The sequence below is a fragment of the Hydrogenophaga aquatica genome, from assembly GCF_054780915.1.
In genome coordinates this window covers 561,740-581,591 of record NZ_BAAGVK010000011.1, presented here as the reverse complement: position 1 = coordinate 581,591, position 19,852 = coordinate 561,740, and the positions used below count along the sequence as shown (strand labels likewise).

The 19,852-nt window shown below is 64.2% G+C and carries 14 protein-coding genes; 6 read left to right on the top strand and 8 right to left on the bottom strand.

All coding sequences use genetic code 11. The features are described from left to right. The first annotated feature begins 44 nt into the window (after positions 1-44). Positions 45-4,028 carry an ATP-dependent RNA helicase HrpA gene (hrpA, locus tag ACYVHH_RS10110; protein WP_460565014.1) on the top strand — a complete coding sequence of 1,328 codons (3,984 nt, stop codon included), beginning with the start codon at positions 45-47 and terminating at the stop codon, positions 4,026-4,028. 3 nt (positions 4,029-4,031) lie between these two features. Here hrpA and ACYVHH_RS10105 read toward each other — a convergent pair whose 3' ends face one another. From ACYVHH_RS10105 to lptF, 6 genes are all read right to left on the bottom strand, one after another. Beyond that, positions 4,032-4,412, bottom strand: coding sequence for a hypothetical protein (locus tag ACYVHH_RS10105; protein WP_460565013.1), 381 nt, complete (start codon positions 4,410-4,412; stop codon positions 4,032-4,034). Positions 4,413-4,532: 120 nt separating this feature from the next. After that, on the bottom strand, positions 4,533-5,714 hold the full coding sequence (locus ACYVHH_RS10100; RefSeq protein ID WP_460565012.1) for a pyridoxal phosphate-dependent aminotransferase: 1,182 nt from the start codon (positions 5,712-5,714) through the stop codon (positions 4,533-4,535). 13 nt (positions 5,715-5,727) lie between these two features. Beyond that, complete coding sequence (locus ACYVHH_RS10095) at positions 5,728-6,672, bottom strand: CysB family HTH-type transcriptional regulator (RefSeq protein WP_460565011.1); 945 nt, start codon at positions 6,670-6,672, stop codon at positions 5,728-5,730. Then, positions 6,669-7,034, bottom strand: coding sequence for a sirohydrochlorin chelatase (locus ACYVHH_RS10090; protein ID WP_460565010.1), 366 nt, complete (start codon positions 7,032-7,034; stop codon positions 6,669-6,671). Before ACYVHH_RS10090 ends, ACYVHH_RS10095 begins: the two co-directional genes overlap by 4 nt. Positions 7,035-7,043: 9 nt before the next feature. Then, on the bottom strand, positions 7,044-8,159 hold the full coding sequence (lptG, locus tag ACYVHH_RS10085) for an LPS export ABC transporter permease LptG (protein ID WP_460565009.1): 1,116 nt from the start codon (positions 8,157-8,159) through the stop codon (positions 7,044-7,046). After that, positions 8,156-9,265, bottom strand: a complete 1,110-nt coding sequence (gene lptF / locus ACYVHH_RS10080; RefSeq protein ID WP_460565008.1) for an LPS export ABC transporter permease LptF — start codon at positions 9,263-9,265, stop codon at positions 8,156-8,158. Before lptF ends, lptG begins: the two co-directional genes overlap by 4 nt. Before the next feature lie 26 nt (positions 9,266-9,291). Here lptF and ACYVHH_RS10075 point away from each other — a divergent pair, with 26 nt between their 5' ends. The 4 genes from ACYVHH_RS10075 (at position 9,292) to ACYVHH_RS10060 (ending at position 12,962) form a co-directional block, all read left to right on the top strand. Continuing rightward, complete coding sequence (locus tag ACYVHH_RS10075) at positions 9,292-10,818, top strand: leucyl aminopeptidase (protein ID WP_460565007.1); 1,527 nt, start codon at positions 9,292-9,294, stop codon at positions 10,816-10,818. Then, a complete protein-coding gene (locus ACYVHH_RS10070; RefSeq protein WP_460565006.1) occupies positions 10,815-11,258 on the top strand; it encodes a DNA polymerase III subunit chi in 444 nt (147 codons plus the stop codon). The genes ACYVHH_RS10075 and ACYVHH_RS10070 overlap by 4 nt, the downstream gene beginning before the upstream one ends. Then, positions 11,255-11,623, top strand: a complete 369-nt coding sequence (locus ACYVHH_RS10065; RefSeq protein ID WP_460565005.1) for a hypothetical protein — start codon at positions 11,255-11,257, stop codon at positions 11,621-11,623. The genes ACYVHH_RS10070 and ACYVHH_RS10065 overlap by 4 nt, the downstream gene beginning before the upstream one ends. A 157-nt stretch (positions 11,624-11,780) precedes the next feature. After that, positions 11,781-12,962: a branched-chain amino acid ABC transporter substrate-binding protein gene (locus tag ACYVHH_RS10060; protein ID WP_460565004.1), complete on the top strand. Its 1,182-nt coding sequence runs from the start codon at positions 11,781-11,783 to the stop codon at positions 12,960-12,962. A gap of 99 nt (positions 12,963-13,061) precedes the next feature. Here ACYVHH_RS10060 and ACYVHH_RS10055 read toward each other — a convergent pair whose 3' ends face one another. After that, positions 13,062-14,027, bottom strand: a complete 966-nt coding sequence (locus ACYVHH_RS10055) for an RsmB/NOP family class I SAM-dependent RNA methyltransferase (protein WP_460565003.1) — start codon at positions 14,025-14,027, stop codon at positions 13,062-13,064. 2 nt (positions 14,028-14,029) lie between these two features. Continuing rightward, a complete protein-coding gene (locus ACYVHH_RS10050; RefSeq protein ID WP_460565002.1) occupies positions 14,030-15,571 on the bottom strand; it encodes a GGDEF domain-containing protein in 1,542 nt (513 codons plus the stop codon). Positions 15,572-15,881: 310 nt separating this feature from the next. On the opposite strand from ACYVHH_RS10050, the gene ACYVHH_RS10045 reads away from it, so the two are divergent. Then, entirely contained in the window at positions 15,882-19,724 is a 3,843-nt protein-coding gene (locus tag ACYVHH_RS10045; RefSeq protein ID WP_460565001.1) for an EAL domain-containing protein, read from the top strand. Positions 19,725-19,852: the final 128 nt, after the last annotated feature.

Here is a 19,852-nt window from a genome sequence, read left to right as displayed (position 1 = left end):
TTCAGGTTTCTGCCCAGCCATAGCCCGTTTTGACAGCTCCCGCCTTGAAGATCGAGTTCCCCGAATCCTTGCCCGTCTCCGGCAAACGCCACGAGATCGAGGCCGCCCTGCGCGAGCACCAGGTCATCATCGTCTGTGGCGAAACGGGCTCTGGCAAGACCACCCAGTTGCCCAAGATCGCCCTGGCCATGGGGCGGGGACGGGCCAACGCCAAGCCGGGGGAGCGCGGGCAGCTCATCGGCCACACCCAGCCCCGGCGCATTGCAGCCAGTTCAGTGGCCAGCCGCATTGCCGAGGAACTCCACACCCCGCTGGGCGAGGTGGTGGGCTACAAGGTGCGCTTTCACGACCGGCTGAGCAAGAGTGCATCGGTCAAGCTGATGACCGACGGCATCCTGCTGGCCGAAACGCAGACCGACCCGCTGCTGCGTGCCTACGACACGCTCATCATCGACGAGGCGCATGAACGCAGCCTCAACATCGACTTCCTGCTGGGCTACATCAAGCAGATCCTGCCGCGCAGGCCGGATTTGAAGGTCATCGTCACATCCGCCACCATCGACGCCGACCGCTTCGCGCAGCACTTTGCTTCAAGGAAGGGCCCCGCGCCGGTGCTGATGGTGTCGGGCCGCACCTACCCCGTGGAGGTTCGCTACCGCCCCTTCGAGGAAAGCCGGGACTTCGACCTGAACGACGCCATCGCCGACGGTGTGGACGAACTCTGGCGCGGCGGCGCCCACGGGGGCGACATCCTCGTCTTTCTGCCGGGCGAGCGCGAGATCCGCGAGGCGGCCGACCACCTTCGCAAGCACTTGAGCCACCAGCCGGTGCTGCGCAATGCCGAAGTGCTGCCCCTGTTCGCGCGGCTCAGCCAGGCCGAGCAAGACCGCATCTTCCACCCCGGTCGCGAGCGGCGCATTGTGCTGGCCACCAACGTGGCGGAAACCTCGCTCACCGTGCCGGGCATCCGCTACGTCATCGATGCGGGCACGGCGCGCGTCAAGCGCTACAGCCTGCGCAGCAAGGTCGAGCAGTTGCTGGTGGAGCCCATCAGCCAGGCGGCGGCCAACCAGCGTGCTGGCCGTTGCGGCCGTGTGGCCGACGGCATCTGCATACGGCTGTATGACGAGGCCGATTTCAACGCCCGCCCGCGCTTCACCGACCCCGAAATCCTGCGCTCGTCGCTGGCGGCGGTGATTTTGCGGATGAAGTCGTTGCACCTGGGGGCCGTGGAGGAATTCCCCTTCCTGGAGGCACCTTCGCGCCGCGCCATCACCGACGGCTACCAGCTGCTGCAGGAACTGGGCGCGGTGGACGAGGCCAACGAGCTCACCAAGCTCGGCGGCGAACTGGCCAAGCTGCCGCTGGACCCGCGCGTGGGCCGAATGATTCTGGAAGCGCGCGAGCGCCAAGCTTTGGACGAGGTGCTGGTGATTGCCAGTGCGCTGAGCGTGCAGGACGTGCGCGAACGCCCCATGGAGGCGCAGGCCCAGGCAGACCAGGCGCATGCCAAGTTTGACGACGAGAAGAGCGAATTCACCAGCTACCTCAAGCTGTGGCAGTGGCTGGCGAACTCGCGCGGCGGCAAGCCCAAGGATGGGCATGCCGAACACAAGCTCAGCAACCGCCAGTACGAGGCTTTGCTGCGCCAGAACTACATCAGCGTGCGCCGTGTCCGCGAGTGGCGCGACATCCACAGCCAGCTCCACACCGTGGTGGCGGAGCATGGCTGGAAGCTCAACACGCTCCCTGCCAGCTACGAGCAACTGCACCTGTCCATGCTGTCCGGTCTGCTGGGCAACATTGGTTGCAAACACGAGACCGAAGACGTCTACATGGGCGCGCGCGGCATCAAGTTTCACCGCCACCCTGGGGCACACCTCAGCAAGAAGCCCGGGCGCTGGATCGTCTGCGCCGAGCTCGTGGAAACCGCCCGCCTGTTCGGGCGGGGCATTGCCGCCATTGAGCCACAGTGGCTGGAACAGGTGGGTGCGCACCTGCTGAAGAAGCAGATGCTCGACCCCCACTGGGAAAAGAAGGCTGCCGAGGTGGTGGCGTTGGAGCGCGCCACGCTCTATGGCTTGGTCATCTATAACCAGCGCCGCGTCAACTACGGCCGTGTGGACCCGGCTGGCGCGCGTGAAATCTTCATCCGCGAGGCCCTGGTAGGCGCCCTGCACGACGACACCTGGCCCGCCGAAAGCGTGAGCCGCCTGCCGTTCCTGGGCGCCAACCGCAAGCTCATCGCGCAGGTGCAGGAGTTGGAGCACAAGTCCCGCAGGCAAGACGTTCTGGTGGACGACGAGCTCATCTACGCCTTCTACGACAGCCAGTTGCCCGCCGACATTTGCAGCGGCCGCGAACTGGAACGTTGGTACCGCCATACCGTGCGCGAGCAGCCCCAGTTGCTGCGCCTGACGCGCGAGGAATTGATGCGCCACGAGGCGGCGGGCATCACCACGCAGGCGTTCCCCAAGGTCATCAAGCTCGGTGGTGTGGACTGCGCCGCCACGTACTTGCACGAACCCGGTGACCCCAAGGACGGGCTCACCGTTACCGTGCCGCTGTTCGTGCTCAATCAGGTGCAGGAAGACCGCTGCGAATGGCTGGTGCCCGGCATGCTGAAGGACAAGATACAGGCCCTGCTGAAAAGCCTGCCGCAAAAGCCGCGCGCGCGTCTGGTGCCGCTGCCAGAAAGCGCCGAAAAGCTGGCCGCGCTGCTCAGCGCGCCTGAACGCTGGGCGCAGGGTGCATTGACCGACGCCTTGCTGACCGAGGTGCGCCAGATGACTGGGCTGGACGTGAAGCGCGCCGATTTCAAGCTCGACATGCTGCAGCCCCACCACTTCATGAACCTGCGCGTGGTGGACGAACACGGCAGGCAGTTGGGCCAGAACCGCAACCTGCCTGCGCTCAAGGCAGAGTGGGGCGTGAAAGCACGCGGTGCGTTCCAGGCCTTGGCGGGATTGCGTTTGCAGGGCGGAGCGGCCGGCAGCGAGTCTGCAAACGTGCCGCAACAGACAGCCACGTCAGCGGGTTCGTCTGGCAAGGGCAAGGATGGCGGTGGGGCACCTTCCACGGCCACTGCTATGCCCAAAGGGAGCCAAGGGCCTGCGGCGCAAGCGCAGCAGGCCAAAGCCAGTGGAGCAACAAATGCCAATGCGCCCCTGGACGGCGCGCAACGCTACACAGCCTGGACCTTCGGCGAGATGCCGGAACTGCTCGAAATCCGTCAGCGGGGACAGACGCTTATCGGCTTTCCCGCCCTGGTGGACCAGGGCGACGCGGTGGCCATCGAGGTGTTTGACGACCCCGCCGTGGCGGCAGCCAAGCACCGCGTCGGCCTGCGCCGCCTTTTTGCACTGCAGGTTCGGGACGCCCTCAAGTATCTGGAAAAGAACATCCCCGAGTTGCAGAAGATGGCCGTGGCCTACATGCCGCTGGGCACGCTGGAGGAGTTGCGTACCCAGATCATCGACGTGGCCCTGGAGCGTGCCTTCCTGCTGGAGCCCCTGCCCACCACCGAATCTGCCTTCCGCCAGCGGCTGGACGAAGGGCGTGGCCGCCTCACGCTCATCGCCAACGAGGTGGCGCGCCTGGCGCTAAACATCCTGCAGGAGTTCGCGGCGGCCACGCGCAAGGTGAAGGACAGCAAGGGCGCCACCGATGCCGTGGCCGACATCCAGCAGCAGCTGCAGCGCTTGTGCCCCAAACGCTTCATCGTCGACACGCCCTGGACGCAGCTGCAGCACTTGCCGCGCTATCTCAAGGCTATCGTGCTGCGGTTGGACAAATGGCGCGCCGACAGCGCCCGCGATGCAGCCCGCCTGAGCGAACTGCGCCCGCTGGAGCAAAAGTTCTGGCGCCTGGTGGCAGAACGCAAGGGCACCCTGGACAGCCGCCTGGAAGAGTTCCGCTGGCTGCTGGAGGAACTGCGCGTGAGCCTGTTCGCGCAGGAACTGCGCACCCCGCAACCGGTCAGCGTCAAGCGCTTGGAGCGGGCCTGGGTGCAGGTGCAGGGCGGTTAAGGCTCAGGGCGCCACCGTTCGCCATACCTGAACGGCGAACAGCACCACGGACAGACCGACCAGCACTGACGCAAGGCCCAGCAACGGGCCCACAGCCGCGTACCCGAGCAGTTCGACCACGAGCAGTGCGAGCAACACCGGCAACGTCAGGTTGAAGAGCCAGAAATGGATGGTGGCGAGCCTGCCCTGGGCCGTGGATGGCCAAGTGTGGTTCACGAAGGCAAAGAGGCTCATCGAAACCCACCCCAGCAGGTTGATGTGGGCGTGTGCGGGTCGAAGGGTGAAGTCGCCGCTGGCACCCATTCCTACCCCGATCAGCACCCCTACGGAAAAATAGACCACCGCAATGCGCAGCCAGACCGCGCTCCTCAGATTGGTGTTCATGACCGTTCTCCTCGGTTGTGGAGGTGTCCGGTGCACGTGTCTGCGGCGTGTCCGTCCCATCCCCGAGGGCATTGTCTGCCTGTGACCGGGGTTGTCAACCTGTTTGGCGTCGGGGTTATTTCAGAGCCGGGCCAGCCGGTCCAGCGCCAGGCGCAAGGTTTCGTCCTTCTTCGCAAAGCAGAAGCGCACCACATGCTGGTCAAAGCCGTTGCCGTAGAACGCTGAAAGGGGGATGGCCGCCACGCCCACCTCGCGTGTCAGCCACTGGCAGAAATCGGCCTCGCTCAGGCTGCGCTCTGGCACGGCCAGTTCGCTGTAATCGACGCACTGGAAGTAGGTGCCTTCGCCGGCCAGCATCTTGAAGCGTGTCCTTGTCAGGCCCTGGCGGAAAAGGTCGCGCTTGGCTGCGTAAAACGCGGGCAACTCCAGGTAGGGCGCCGGGTCGGCCATGTAGGCAGCCAGCCCGTGCTGCATGGGCGTGTTGACGGTGAACACGTTGAACTGGTGGACCTTGCGGAACTCCGCCATCAGCGGTGCGGGCGCGGCCACGTAGCCCACCTTCCAGCCGGTCACGTGGTAGGTCTTGCCAAAACTGCTCACGATGAAGGCGCGTGCCGCCAGCCCGGGGTAGCGTGCGGCGCTCTCGTGCGGCTGGCCGTCGTAGACCATGTGCTCGTACACCTCATCGCTGATGAGCAGTACGTCGGTAGGGGCCAGCAGTTCCTGCAGGCGCAGCATGTCGTCGCGCTTCCACACCGTGCCGCTCGGGTTGTGCGGGCTGTTGACGATGATGGCGCGCGTGCGTGGCGTCATGGCCGCCGCGATCTTTTCAAAGTCCGGCCTAAAGGTGCCAGGGGTCAATGGCACACGCACCACCACACCACCGGCCAGTTCGATGTTGGGCACATAACTGTCGTAGCATGGCTCCAGCACGATCACCTCGTCGCCCGGGTGCACCACGGCCAGTATGGCCGTGAGGATGGCCTGCGTGGCGCCCGCTGTGACGGTGATCTCGCTGCCCGCGTCGTAGGCATGGCCGTACAACGTCTGCACCTTGCGTGCAACGGCCTCACGCAGCACCGGCACGCCGGTCATGGGCGGGTACTGATTCAGGCCAGCGCGCATGGCTTGCGTCACCGCGTCCACCAGGCGCGGATCGCAGTCAAAGTCGGGGAAGCCCTGGCCCAGGTTCACTGCGCCGGTTTCTGCCGCCAGGGCAGACATGACCGTGAAGATCGTGGTGCCCACGTTGGGCAGACGGCTTTGCAAACTGGGGGTGCGCGGGGTGTTTGTCTCGCTCATGGTTCTTCTGGTTTCAGAGTTCGTAGTCTGGGCCACCGCCCTGCATGGCTTTGAGGATGAGGTTGCGGTTGAGCCGGTCGCTCAGCAGTTCCGCGAAGCGCAGGACGAATAGGCGCAGGTAGGCGCCGCGCTTGAAGGCAACGCGGGCTGTGTTCTGCCCGAACAGGTAACCTGCCGGGCGGGCCACCAGGTCGGGGTTGCGTTCTTCGCCTTGCATGGCCATTTCCGCCACGACACCCACGCCCATGCCCAGCTTCACGTAGGTCTTGATCACGTCCGAGTCAATCGCCTCCAGCACCACATTGGGCTGCAGGTGTCGCTGGGCGAATGCCTGGTCAATCCGCGTGCGTCCGGTGAAAGAAGGGTGGTAGGTGATCAGCGGCACCTTGGCCAGGTCTTCCAGGCTGATGCGTTCCTTGTCCAACAAGGGGTGCGCGAAAGGCAGCACCAGCGTGTGCTGCCAGTCGTAGCAGGGCAGGGTGATCAGGTCCTCGTACTGCGAGAGGGACTCGGTGGCCACGCCAATGTCGGCCACGTCGTCCAGCAGCATGCGTGCCACCTGGTCGGGGGAGCCCTGGTGCAGGCTGACACCCACCTTGGGGTAGGCCTGCCGCAGCTTGGCCACTGGACCAGGCAAAACGTAGCGGGCCTGCGTGTGGGTCGTGGCAATGCTGATGGTGCCGCTGTCCTGCGCCGAGAACTGCTCGCCGATGCGCTTGAGGTTATTCACCTCGCGCATGATGATTTCGATGCTGCGCAGCACGTGCGTGCCGGGTTCTGTCACACGTTTGATGCGCTTGCCGTGCCGGGCGAATATCTCGACGCCCAACTCGTCTTCCAGCTCGATGATGGCTTTGGACACGCCGGGCTGGGAGGTGTGCAGGGCCTTGGCAGCCTCGGTCAGGTTCAGGTTGCGGCGAACCGCCTCCTGCACGAAGCGGAACTGGTGCAGGTTCATGCGGGGTTCTCCAGGGCCAATTCGGCCAGCAGTGCGGTCAGGCGCGGGTGTTCTCCGGCAGCGGGCAGCAGCCGGAAGCTGGTTGACGGGTGAGCTGCCCGCAGGTCTTCCATCAACTGCGGCAGGTCTTCACGCGCGTGCTTGCCCATGCCAAAGAACAGCGGCAGCACGCGCACGTCCGTGGTGCCCAGGCTCACCAGCGTGGCGGCAGCCTCGGGCAGGCTGGGTTCGCACAGCTCCAGGTAAGCGCAGCTCACCAGGGCTTGCGGGTCGCGCTCGCGCACCGCCTGGGCCACGGCCTCCACAGGCACACGCCACAGCGGGTCGCGCGAACCATGGGCAAAGACAATCACGCCACGCATAGTTGTTCCTCAGCGCCTGAGCACCAGCCAGCCAAAAGCGCCCAGCGACGCCAGTGAATACAGCAGCGCCGGTGACGCCGCCGCCACCCAGGGCTCCCAGGCCCGCAGGTTGCCGATGTAGCCAAACACGTTGTTGAGCAGGAAGAAGCTGATGCCGATCATCACGCCCATGAAAACGTACCCCGCAATGCCGCCAGAGCGGAAATGCAGGTAGGCGAAGGGCAGCGCCAGCACCACCATCACCAGGCAACTGAGGGGGTAGAACACCTTGCGCCAGAACTCGATCTCGTAGCGCTGGGCAGACTGGTTGTTGGCTTCCAGGTGGCGGATGTACTGGAACAGGTCCACCGTGCGCATGCGTTCAGGTTTCAGCAGAGCGGCCGAAACCATCTCGATGGAAATGCCTGTGGGCCAAGTCAGGTTGGCTTGCTGGCGCTGTTCAACGGCAGCCGTCTCGGTGCTGGCCGTGTTGAAGTGGGTGCTGCGAACCTCGCTCAGGGTCCAGGTGTCGGAGCCAACCTGCCCATGCTCGGCCGTCAGCAGCATGACGAGGCGCCCGTCGGCCGAGAACTCGAACAGCCTCACGCCTTGCAGTTCACCATTGGCGTCCATCGCGCGGATGTTCACGGAATACTGGCGGCCATCCTGCCGTTCCTTCAGCCAGGCGCCAGTCTGCCCGACGCTGATGCGTCCCTGGTACTGCGCCTTGAGCAATTGGCCGGTGCGGTCTGCCAGCGGGGCGAGGTAGTCTCCAATGCCGAAAGTGAGTACCACGAACACGGCGCCCAGCCCAAGCAGTGTGCGCAGTGCCCGCCAGGGGCCCAGGCCGCTGGTACGCAGGATGGTGTATTCCGAACTTTGGGCCAGGCGTGCCAGCGCAAACACCGAACCGATCAGCACCGCGATCGGCATCAGTTCATAAACCCGGTTGGGCACCAGCAGCAGCACGTAAAGCAGGGCATGTTGCAGGCCATAGACCTTGCTTGCGTCAATGGGGGACGCCCGGCCCAGCGCGGGCAGTTCGTCGACAAAGTCGAAGAACAGGAACAGCCCCAGGAAGGCCAGCAGCACAAAGCCCACCGCCAGCAGGATCTCACCGTAAACCAGTCGGCGCAGGGTTCTCATGCTGCGGCCCTCGCGATGGTGCGCCTGCGCGGCCACAGGCGCAGGTTGTAGTGGCGCTTGGCCAGCCAAAGCAGCGAAAGCGCGAGCACACTGCCGTGCAGGCCCAGCATGAAGGGCGCAAGGTTGACCATGCCCGACGCCACCCAGCTCTGCCCCAGGTTGAGCAGGTTGTAATAAAAGATGAAGGCAAAAAGCATGAAGATGAGGTTGCCGCTGCGGCCCGCTCGCGGGTTGCCCGCCGAGACAGCCAGGGCGAGGAGCACGAAATTCAGCGCCGTCAGGCCCATGCCAATGCGCCAGCCCAGTTCGCCCAGGTAGGCACGGTTGGGCTGTTCGATCAGCGTCTTGGTGGGCAAGGACTTGAGGCCGCGGGCGCTGCCATCGATGGCTGGCGCGCTGCCCACCTGTACGCCGTACTCTTCAAACTCGCTGATGCGCAGCAGCATGCCTTCGTTGCCGCGGCGCTGCTCCAGGCGCTGGCCCTGGCTCAGCAGCAGTATCTGGCTGTCGCCCATCCACTCGATGCGGCCCGAGCGCGCCGAGGTGATGCTTTCGCTGCCATCGGACTCGGTGCTCGCCACGAAAACGTTGCGGCCCTCCTTGCCATCGGCGGTGTCCTTGTCGATGAAGAAGACCCGGCGGCCATCGGAGGACTCCTGGAACTGCCCGGGCGCAATGCGCTCAAGGTCGCCGCGCCGCTCATACCGTTCACGCAGGTCGTCGGTCTGCTGGTTGGCCCAGGGCCACACGAACAGCACCATCAGCATGATGACCAGCAGCACTGGCCAGGAAAAACGCATTACCGGGCGCAGGAAGCTGGCCAGGCCATGGCCGCTGCTGAACCAGATGACCATCTCGCTGTCGCGGTACATGCGCGACAGCGTGGATACGATGGAGACGAACAGCGCCAGTGTCAGCACCGTGGGCAGCCGGCCCAGCACGGTGTAGGTGAGCACCAGCATGATCTCTTGCGGGTCCACGCTGCCTTTGTGGGCCAGGCCCAGCGTGCGGATCAGCAGCATCGTGATGACGATGGTGATGAGCACGAGCAGGCTGGCGCCAAAGCTGCGGGCGAGTTCGCGCCTGATGGAAGAGTGGAATAACATCGTGGAAACCAACAACAGCCGACATTATGAACTTTGAACTCCAATCCCTGAGCCTGCCCCTGGTGGCCGATGTGGCTGCCGATGCCTTGGTTCTTCTGTGGCCCGACGAGGCCGCCTCCGCCAGATCGAAGACCGCGCCCAAGGACCCGCTGGGCCAGTGGGTGCACGAGGCACTGGCCGCCAAGGACCTGGACGAAGGCGCTGGCCAGTGCCTTCCCGCGCATCGCCTGCCGGGCGTCAAGGCGCGGCGTGTGGTGCTGGTCCGCACGGGTGACGGCAGCGCGCCTCAGGTGCGAAAGGCGGTCCTGGCAGCCATGGGACTGCTCAAGGGTGGCGCCGTCAAGACCCTGGCCCTGTGCGCGGGTGCGGCTTCCGGCTCGGCGGTGGCCGCTGCGGTGCAGTGCGTGGCTGATGTCTCCTACACCTACACCACCACCAAGTCCAAGGGCAAGCCGCGCGCGTTGCAGAAAGTCATCCTCGCGGTGAACGACAAGGCGGCGGTCAAATCCGCGTTCGATCGTGCGCGTGCCACGGTGGCGGGGGTGGAGCTGGCCAAGGAGTGGGCAAACCGGCCCGGCAACCACGCCACCCCGACGCACTTGGCCAAGGCCGCTCAGCAGTTGGCCAGGAATGCCCGCATCTCCACCGACGTGCTGGGCCCGCGCGAGGTTGCCAAGCTGGGCATGGGGGCGTTTCTTTCCGTTGCCAGGGGCTCCGAGGAGCCTTTGCGCTTCATCATCATGAAGTACCAGGGGGCGCCCAAGTCCAGCGCCCCCGTCGTCCTGGTGGGCAAGGGCATCACCTTCGACACTGGCGGCATCTCGCTCAAACCCGCCCCCGAGATGGATGAGATGAAGTTCGACATGGGTGGAGCCGCCAGCGTGCTGGGTACCTTCGCCGCGCTGGCAGAACTCCAGCCGGCCATCAACGTGGTGGGGCTCATACCCGCATGCGAGAACATGCCCGATGGCCGCGCAACCAAGCCTGGTGATGTCGTGACCAGCATGAGCGGCCAGACCATCGAGGTTCTCAACACCGATGCGGAAGGCCGTCTCATCCTTTGCGACGCGCTGACTTACGCCGAACGCTTCAAACCTCATGCGGTCATCGACATCGCCACGTTGACCGGTGCCTGTGTCATTGCGCTGGGCGGTGTGCGGGCCGGTCTCTTCTCCAGCCGGGACGATCTGGCGCAACAGCTTCAGGAAGCCGGGGATGCCGCGCTCGATCCGTGCTGGCGCATGCCGCTGGACGACGACTATGCCGAAGGCCTCAAGTCCAACTTCGCTGACATGGGTAACGTCGGCGGCCGCCCTGCGGGGGCGGTCACCGCTGCCAAGTTCCTGCAGAAGTTCGTGAAGGACATGCCCTGGGCGCACCTGGACATTGCTGGCGTGGCCTGGAAGGGCGGGGCGGCCAAGGGTGCGACCGGCCGTCCGGTTCCCTTGCTCGTCCAGTACCTGCTGGACGAGGCCGCACGCCGCACGGTGAAGCCGCCAGCACCTGCGACGTCTGGGCGTACCGCCGCCAAGCGCCGGGGAACCCCTGCATGACCGACGTGGCTTTTCACTTCAACGTGCCAGACAAGCCGGCCTACCTGTGCCGGCTGCTGCGCAAGGTGGTGAACACGGGCATGCGTGCACTGGTCCTGGTCCCCGAGCCTCTTGCGCGTGAACTGGACCAGTTGCTCTGGACTTTCTCGCAGGAAGACTTCATCTCCCATGCTCTGGCTAGCGATCCCGTCGCGCGGCGGGATCGCTCATCGGTCGTGCTGGCCCACCAGGAGTGTGATGCGGGCCCTAGGCAGGTGCTGGTGAACTGCCTGGCGGATGTGCCACAAGGTTTTGACAGCTTTGACCGGGTGGTTGAAATCGTCGGGCTGGACGACGAAGACCGTGCTTTTGCACGCCAGCGCTGGAAGCGTTACGCCCAGCAGGGTATCGAGCTGACGCGGTACGACGTCGCCCAACTGCAACGAGCGAGTGCCGGATGAACTGGGAAAACGGTCGTATCCCTCCCAGCTACGTGCCGACCCTGACCGAGGTCGTGGCGGTACCTGCAGGCGGCACGGCCGCGCCTGCCCACGAAGGGCGCGATGCAACGCTGGCTCCCTTGGCAGGGCCCTCCGTGGCCCAGGCTGCACCGGCCCCTATGGCCGTGGACATCGATACCGTCGTTGCCCGCCTGCAACAGGATCTCGCTCGCCAGCTGGAGGAAGAACTCCGCAGGCTGGCCGCCGCCTGGGTCGAACAGGCCGTCGGAAACGCGCTGGAGCAGGCCAAACCGCTCCTTAACAAGGCATTGCGCGATGTTGTGGTGCAGCAATCTGCACAGGTGCCCGACAGTGGTGCGAATTAACACTGCTAATTGCCCATAAGCCACTGCCAAACTAGGGTCAGGTCTAACCCGAATTGTTGAAATATCGAGTATCTTTGCGTCCTGTGTGGAGGAAAAACAAGAAAGTTCCCTTCGCTCAAAACCTTTTGTCATCCACTTTCACCTTTCAAGGGTTCTTATGCAAATGAAGATGAAACTTGCCGTGGTTGCCGCGGCTGTGGCACTTGCCGCTTGCGGCAAGAAGGAAGAGGCTGCTCCCGCTGCGGCGCCTGCCGCAGCTGCACCTCAAGAGCTGGTCATCAAGATCGGTCATGTGGGCCCCACCAGTGGCGCTATCGCTCACCTGGGCAAGGACAACGAACTCGGTGCGCGCATGGCCATCGAAGAGTTGAACGCCGCAGGCCTGACCATTGATGGCAAGGCTGCCAAGTTCGAACTGCTGGCCGAAGACGACGCTGCTGACCCGAAACAGGGCACGGCCGCTGCACAGAAGCTGGTTGACGCCAAGGTCAACGGCGTGATCGGTCACCTGAACTCTGGTACCACCATCCCCGCTTCGCAGATTTACGACGCGGCTGGCATCCCCCAGATCTCTCCCTCCGCTACGAACCCCAAGTACACCCGTCAGGGCTACAAGGGCGTGTTCCGCATGGTGGCTGACGACGTGCACCTGGGCGGCACCCTCGGCAAGTACGCCGTGGAAACCCTGGGCGCCAAGAAGGTTGCCGTGATCGATGACCGCACTGCCTATGGTCAGGGCGTTGCCGACGAGTTCGAGAAGGGTGTCAAGGCCGCTGGCGGCGAAGTGGTGGGCCGCGAGTTCACCAACGACAAGGCGACCGACTTCAACGCCATCCTCACCAGCCTCAAGGCCAAGCGCCCTGACGTGGTCTTCTTCGGCGGCATGGACGCCGTGGCCGGCCCGATGATCCGCCAGATGAAGCAACTGGGCATCAAGGCCAAGTTCATGGGCGGCGACGGCATCTGCTCGTCCGAGCTGCCCAAGCTGGCTGGCGACGCCATGGCCGACGACATGGTGTTCTGCGCCGAAGCCGGTGGTGTTGAAGGCGAAGAGAAGGCTGGCATGGACAAGTTCCGCGCCGACTTCAAGGCCAAGTACAACGTGGACGTCCAAGTGTACGCTCCGTACGTGTACGACGCTGTGAAGGTCATGGCCAAGGCCATGGAGACCGCCAACTCCGCCGATCCCGAGAAGTACCTCCCCGCTCTGAAGGCTGTCGAGCACAAGGGTGTGACCGGCACCATCGCCTTCGACGAGAAGGGTGACATCAAGAACGGCGCGCTGACGCTCATGACCTACAAGGGCGGCGCACGCACGACCCTGGCCGTGATTCGCTGATTCCCGGTCTGCTCTCTGATACAGGACGCGCCTTCGGGCGCGTCTTGTTTTTTTGGGTCCAGTCATTGTCATCCCGCGTAGCGCAGGACGGCCCATCCGTCAGGCAGGGCTTTTGCGCAGGCGGCAGATAAAGAACGCGTCGGTGTGCCCGCTGGGCAGAATCCTGCGCGCTGCGGTCAGGCGCGGGTCCAACGGCTGCCCTTTCCATTCGGTCAACCCACCCAGCCAGGGCAGAGCGGGCATATCGGGCAACGGCTCCGGGCTCATTTCCGGGTGTTGCTGCAACATGCCGCTCAGCACGCACTCGTCTTCCTCAGGTGACAGCGAGCACGTGCTGTAGACCAAGGTGCCGCCTGGTTTCAAGGCAGCCACCGCAGAGCGGATCAGCCTGGCCTGCAGGCGCGCGCTTTCCTTGACCTTTCGCGGACTCCAGTGCTGCCACGATGTCGCGTCCAGCCGGGTGAACTGGGCCTCGGAGGAGCAGGGCGCATCCAGCAGGATCCTGTCGAAACGCTCGGGCGTCAGCCTGCCTACCACGGCGCCGTCTTTCAGGTAGGTGTGTGTGTTGCTGACACCCAGGCGTTGCAGGTTGGCCTTGAGCTTGAAGTACCGGGCCCTTGCGGGTTCCACGGCTGCAAGCCGTCCCGTGTTGTTCATCAGTGCGGCGATGTAGGACGTCTTGCCCCCGGGGGCTGCCGCCAGGTCAAGCACCTCTTCCCCGGGCTGGGGTTGAAGTGCCCATACGGCAGCCATGCTGGACAGCCCCTGGATGTAGATGCGACCGTCTCCGGCCGCCGGATGGTGTGTCAGCGTCTGGCGGTGATGCGCCGGAAGGCTGAAAACGTCCGGGGCGCCGGTGACCGGCTCGGGCAGGAGCGGCTCCAGGTCCTTCAGGGTTGGCCCGGTACTACCCCGCAAGGGGTTGAGCCGGAAGTACACCTGTTTGCTCACTGTGTAGCTTTGGTCGGCCAAGGGGCGCTGGGCGGCTGGCACCAGGGCGTCAAGCAAATCCTTGAAGGCTGCCGGGAGTTCCGGCAGATCGTTGTCTGTGCTGTCGGGTGGCATGTTCAGTCAGGAGCGGTGCATACACGGTTGCGTCCGTTGCGCTTCGCATCGTACAGGGCCGCGTCAGCCCGTCTGACAAGGTCCTGTGTGTTCAGGTCTTCTGGTGCGATGGTGGCCAGCCCGGCACTGCACGTCACCACGTTCATCGGGCCGTTCAAGGGATGGGGCAGTTCCAGCGCCGCCAGCGCATCGATGATGCTCTTTGCACACACCAGGGCGCCTTCGGCGTCGGTGTCTTCCAGCAGAAGGGCAAACTCCTCGCCGCCATGGCGGGCAGGCAAATCGCCTGGACGATGCAACGACTCCCGCATGCATTGAGCGAACGCGCGCAGCACGCGGTCTCCCTCCAGGTGGCCAAACCGGTCGTTGTAGGGCTTGAACTGGTCCAGGTCGAACAGCACCAGTGACAAGGGGCGGCCGCTACGCTGGGCCTGCGCCATCGCCCTGGAAAGCCCCAGGTCGAAGGCCCGCCGGTTGGGCAGCCCGGTCAAGGCATCCGTGTGAGACTGTTCCTGCAGGCTTTGGACCTGGCTTTGTATGACCCCCAGCAACTGGTTGGCACTGCGGGCAACATCGCCTATCTCGTCCTGTCCAGAAGCCTTCACGCGCGCCTCCCAGTCGCCATCCGTCGTGACGCGGGTGATGTCGCGGTGTAGCCGCTTCAGGCGCGCAACGAGCAGCCGGTCAACCAGGACCAGCAGCGCCAATGCCATGGCCAGGCCCACAATCCACCGCTGTACCCGCACACGCTCCAGCATGAGGGTTCCGTGCTGGGTGATCTTGCGCGGCCACGTCATCTGCAGCACGGCCACCTCCTGTTTCGCAGTGTCCACCAGGGAGATGTCAACGGTCAGCAGATCCGGTGTTTCGCCGGTCAGCAAGATTCGCCCCGTCAGGCCGGGGTCGCCGTTGATTCGCAACGCAGCATGCATGGACGGCGCTGGTGGCAGGGTTCGCTGCAGGGCCAGAGTCAGCCGTGTGGTCTCTGCCAGGCGGGTCACGCTGTGCTCATCAAATTCTCGTGCCAGGACGACGGTGCCTCGGGTCGGGCCCTGTCCTTTTGTGTCGAGTACCGTGCGCATGCACAGCATCAACAGCCTGGATTTGGGTGCGATCAGACCGCAATGTTCCCCTTCCAGTTCTGCAGCTATGGTGCCGAGTCCCGATAACAGGTCTGGGCGGGTCAGCAGTGAAGCGATGTCCGCATCGCCCTCTGTCCGAGATGCCGTTGCCACCGCCACGGCACGGTCATCGGGCGAGAACACCGCCAGACCATCGATCCGTGAGGCCTGCAAGCCTTCCGGGTTCAGGTTTTCGTCGCGGAAGGCCGGGTCGCCCGACTCAATGAACGCGGCCATCTCGCTCCACTGGGCCCATTCCCTGGTGACCTCGTCGAGCGTGGTGAGCTGCTGGTGGAGGCCGTCGATGACACGGTGTACGTCATCGTTGAGGGCCTCTTTCTCAAGTTGCTGGTAGGACGCGCCCAGGGACCAGAGCAGCCATTGCCCGCTCGTCCAGCCGACAAGCAGGATGACGGCGGCCATCGCTGTCATCAGCTTGAACCGGAGTCCCAGGCGCCAGCGTTTGCGCGTTTCAGTTGGTGTGGGTGAAACGGTCTTGTTCAAGTGTGGAGTAGCGCGTCGAGTTCTATGGCTATGTTAGCCGTCACGTGATCTATGCGGTGAAAAGATAAGCCACTTGGTGCGATATGGTTAAACAAAAAATGTTGTAAATGATCATTTGAGGAGGTAGCATCAACAACGCAAGCAGGTTGTTTCCAGGAGTTGTGCTGTCCTATCAGGCAACGCTGCCTGGAAAATCAGACTAAGGCGGTTCCTGCAGGGGGGAATCAAGATGTCGGAACAAGACTCGACTGGCGGCGCCCTTGCTGTCGTGACAGAGCCCGAGTACCGGGCTCTGTTCAATGCTGCGCCAGGGCTTTATCTGGTGCTGGATACCTCTCTTCGCATCGTTGCGGTGAACGACGCTTACGCGCGCGCCACCATGACGCAGCGGCAGGCCATTGTTGGCAGGCGCCTTTTCGACATCTTTCCCGACAACCCAGACGATCCCGCCACCGAGGGTGTTCGCAATCTGCGTGCCTCGCTCAACCGTGTATTGCAAACGGGCCTGCCAGACGCCATGCCCGTCCAGAAGTACGACATTCGCAAGCCGCCGGAGGAAGGCGGGGGCTTTGAGGTTCGTTACTGGAGTCCGCTCAACACGCCAGTGCCTGGCCCGGATGGCAAGACCCGCTACATCATCCACCGGGTCGAGGACATCACCGACTTCGTGCACCTCCGTGAGCAGGGTCAGGCCGACAGCCGGCTCAATGGCGAGCTGCGCGAGCGCACCATGCGCATGGAGGCGGAAGTTTTCACCCGCTCTAGGGAGGTGGCCGAGGCCAGCGCCCGCCTCAAGAGTGCCAACGAGGAGCTTGAGCGACTCTACGCACGCACCCGCGAACTGGATGAGCTGAAGACGCGCTTTTTCGCCAACGTCAGCCACGAGTTGAGAACGCCGCTGACGCTGATCCTCGGTCCCCTTGACCGGTTGAAGGAGGCAGCGAGCCTGGACGAAGCGGATCGGCACAACGTGGATATTGCGGTGCGCAATGCCCGGTGGCTGCGCAGGCAGGTCGATGACTTGCTGGACCTGGCGAAGCTGGACGCTGGTTATGTGGAAATCCGGTATGTGCGCTTTGACCTGGCAAGGTGGATGCGCGTGCTCGCCTCGCATTTCGAGACCATTGCCGAGGACCGAGGCATCACCTATGACATTCGCGTGCCCGAGGTGCTGTGGGTAGAGGCCGACCCCGAGAAGGTTGAGCGTATCGCGATCAATCTGCTGGCCAACGCCTTCAAGTTCACCCCAACCGGCGGCACCATCAGCGTGGTTCTGGAGCCGCTGGAAAGCAGTGTGGCGCTGCGTGTGCAAGACAATGGCCCGGGCATACCCGAATCGATGCGCGAGGCGGTGTTCGAGCGGTTCAGGCAGGTCGATGGCGGCGATGAGCGTCACAGCGGCGGCACTGGTCTGGGGCTGGCCATCGTCAAGGAATTCGTGGTCCTGCACCGGGGACAGGTGGGCGCCGAAGAGGCGCCCGGCGGCGGTGCATTGTTCCAGGTGCACCTGCCATTGCGTGCACCTCCGGGGGCTGACGTGTCGCTCAAGGCGTCGTCGATGGAGCCACCGGCGTGGCAGGACTCCCATGCGCGTGCCCGCGATGCCGCCCGCGGCCCAGCCCAGCCGGCTCCCGCGGATGCGCCGCTGATCCTGGTCGTCGAGGACAACCCGGACATGAACACCTTCGTGGTGGCCGCGCTTGCAGGCACTTACCGGGTGGCCAACGCCTTTGATGGCCTGACCGGTCTGCAGCTGGCTATCGACCTGAGGCCCGACCTGATCCTCTCCGATGTGATGATGCCGGGCATGAGCGGTGACAAGCTGGCCGAAGCCGTGAGGGCCAACCCGGAGCTCGACGACACCCCCATCGTGATGCTGACGGCCAAGGCGGACGACGAACTTCGCGCCCGTTTGCTGCTGCACGGCGTGCAGGACTACGTGCACAAGCCTTTTTCCACTGAAGAGTTGCTGGCCAGGGTAGGCGGACTGCTCAAGGAGCGCCGGCGCGTGGGCCAGCGCATGCACCGGCTGGAGGAGCGGTTCAGGGCCACGTTCGAGCAGGCCGCAGTGGGGATTGCGCACGTGGCGCCGGACGGCCGCTGGCTGCGCGTGAACAGCAAGCTCTGCGACATCCTGGGTTACACCAAGGAAGAGCTTATGGGGGGGCGTTTCCAGGACCTCACCGCCCCAGAGGATCTCCAGTCGGACCTCCAGCAGGTGCAACGCCTGCTGCGAGGCGAAGAGGCGCACTACGTGATCGACAAGCGCTACAGGCGCAAGGATGGTGTCACCATCTGGGCTCGCCTCACCGTTTCACTGGTGCGCGACGAGGCAGACCGGCCCGATTACTTCATCTCGGTGGTGGAAGACATCACCGCCCGCCGAGCGGCGGAAGAGCGCTTGCGGCAGGCGGCAGCGGTCTTCGAGAGCGCCAGCGAGGGCGTCATGATCACCAGTCTTGACGGGGCGTTACTGGCCGTCAACCAGGCGTTTTGCGACATCACCGGCTTCAGCCGGAGGGAAGCCCTTGGACAGACGCCTCGGATGCTGCGCTCCAACCGCCACGGGCGCGAGTTCTTCCAGAGCCTTTGGGCCAACCTGCGCCGAGCAGGCCGTTGGCAGGGCGAAGTCTGGAACCGCCGCAAGAGCGGTGAAATCTATCCTGCCTGGATGACCATTTCCACCGTATACGACGCGCGGCGCAAGCCCGTGCAGTACGTTGCGTTGTTCACTGATGTGAGCCAGATCCGGCGCAGCGAGGAGCAACTGGCCAGGTTGGCCCACTACGATCCACTGACCGAACTGCCCAACCGGTTGCTGCTCCAGTCCCGGCTGGAGCATGCCCTGGAGCGCGCCCACCGAGCGGGTGGACGTGTCGCGGTGCTGTTCATCAACCTGGACCGCTTCCAGAACGTCAACGACAGCCTGGGTCATGTCGTGGGCGACCAACTGCTGGCCAAGGTGGCGCAACGGCTGCGCAGGCGCGTGCGCGAGGAGGACTCGCTCGGTCGCTTCGGTGGCGACGAGTTCCTGCTGATCCTGGAGTCGATCCCCCGGCCAGACGCCGTGGCCGCGGCGGCGCAGGACCTGCTGAACGAACTGTCGGCGATGTTCGAGCTGGCCGACGGCATGGAACTGTATGTGGGGGCCAGCATAGGCATAGGAATGTTCCCGGACGATGGCAACACGGCCACCGACATTCTGCGCAATGCAGATGCGGCACTGCACCAGGCCAAGGCGCAGGGGCGTAACCGTTTCTGCTTCTACGCCGCTTCCATGAACGCGGATGCCCTGGCCAACCTGGAACTGGAAAGGTCGTTGCGCCATGCGCTGGAACGCCGCGAATTCGTGCTGTATTACCAGCTCAAGGTCGACGCGCGAACCGGCAGCGTGTGCGGTGCCGAAGCGCTTATCCGCTGGAAGCGCGCGCAAGGCGTTGAGTCGCCCGCACGTTTCATACCCTTGGCCGAAGCGTCTGGAATGATCGTCCCCATCGGTGCCTGGGTGATCGACGAAGTGGCCAGACAACAGCGGAGCTGGCGCGACGCCGGCCTGGAGACTTGCCGCATAGCGCTCAACGTGTCGGCGCGGCAGTTCCGTGCCGGGGACTTGCGCGACGTCGTCGCCGACGCCCTGAGCCGGCACGGGGTGCATGCGTCGTGCATGGAGCTGGAACTCACCGAGAGCATGCTCATGGACGACCCCTTGCAGACCATGAGCACCATGGAGCAGCTCAAGCAGCTTGGGGTGCACTTGGCGCTGGACGACTTTGGCACGGGCTATTCCAGCTTCGGCTACCTCAGCCGCTTTCCCATCGATGCCCTGAAGATCGATCAGTCCTTTGTGCGCAACATCGTCACGGAGCGTGAATCCGCGCTCATCGCCGTGTCGATCATCGACCTGGCACACAACATGGGCTTGAAGGTGGTGGCCGAGGGCATAGAAACGCGGGAGCAGCTTGAATACCTTTCGGCCCGCGGCTGCGATGAAATGCAGGGTTACCTGTTCTCCCGCCCTCTGGAGGCTTCGGCTTTCGAGCGGGTATTGCAGGAAAAGCGCGCTTTCCTTTAGGGCCGATGCCTGGCGCCCGAATGAAAAACGCGCCCTAGGGCGCGTTCCATTGCATCTTGGATGCTTGTCCTGGCGGAGAGGGCGTCCCCGGAAATCGAACTTCAAGCAGTTGCACGGTGCGTCATCAT

What these genes read in the sequence shown, in the direction of transcription:
- ACYVHH_RS10100 (WP_460565012.1), bottom strand. Translation starts at nt 5,714, where the DNA reads ATGAGCGAGACAAACACCCCGCGCACCCCCAGTTTGCAAAGCCGTCTG.
- ACYVHH_RS10045 (WP_460565001.1), top strand. Translation starts at nt 15,882, where the DNA reads ATGTCGGAACAAGACTCGACTGGCGGCGCCCTTGCTGTCGTGACAGAG.
- ACYVHH_RS10070 (WP_460565006.1), top strand. Translation starts at nt 10,815, where the DNA reads ATGACCGACGTGGCTTTTCACTTCAACGTGCCAGACAAGCCGGCCTAC.
- ACYVHH_RS10050 (WP_460565002.1), bottom strand. Translation starts at nt 15,571, where the DNA reads ATGGCCGCCGTCATCCTGCTTGTCGGCTGGACGAGCGGGCAATGGCTG.
- ACYVHH_RS10095 (WP_460565011.1), bottom strand. Translation starts at nt 6,672, where the DNA reads ATGAACCTGCACCAGTTCCGCTTCGTGCAGGAGGCGGTTCGCCGCAAC.
- lptF (WP_460565008.1), bottom strand. Translation starts at nt 9,265, where the DNA reads ATGTTATTCCACTCTTCCATCAGGCGCGAACTCGCCCGCAGCTTTGGC.
- ACYVHH_RS10065 (WP_460565005.1), top strand. Translation starts at nt 11,255, where the DNA reads ATGAACTGGGAAAACGGTCGTATCCCTCCCAGCTACGTGCCGACCCTG.
- ACYVHH_RS10055 (WP_460565003.1), bottom strand. Translation starts at nt 14,027, where the DNA reads ATGCCACCCGACAGCACAGACAACGATCTGCCGGAACTCCCGGCAGCC.
- ACYVHH_RS10060 (WP_460565004.1), top strand. Translation starts at nt 11,781, where the DNA reads ATGCAAATGAAGATGAAACTTGCCGTGGTTGCCGCGGCTGTGGCACTT.
- ACYVHH_RS10075 (WP_460565007.1), top strand. Translation starts at nt 9,292, where the DNA reads ATGAACTTTGAACTCCAATCCCTGAGCCTGCCCCTGGTGGCCGATGTG.
- ACYVHH_RS10105 (WP_460565013.1), bottom strand. Translation starts at nt 4,412, where the DNA reads ATGAACACCAATCTGAGGAGCGCGGTCTGGCTGCGCATTGCGGTGGTC.
- ACYVHH_RS10090 (WP_460565010.1), bottom strand. Translation starts at nt 7,034, where the DNA reads ATGCGTGGCGTGATTGTCTTTGCCCATGGTTCGCGCGACCCGCTGTGG.
- lptG (WP_460565009.1), bottom strand. Translation starts at nt 8,159, where the DNA reads ATGAGAACCCTGCGCCGACTGGTTTACGGTGAGATCCTGCTGGCGGTG.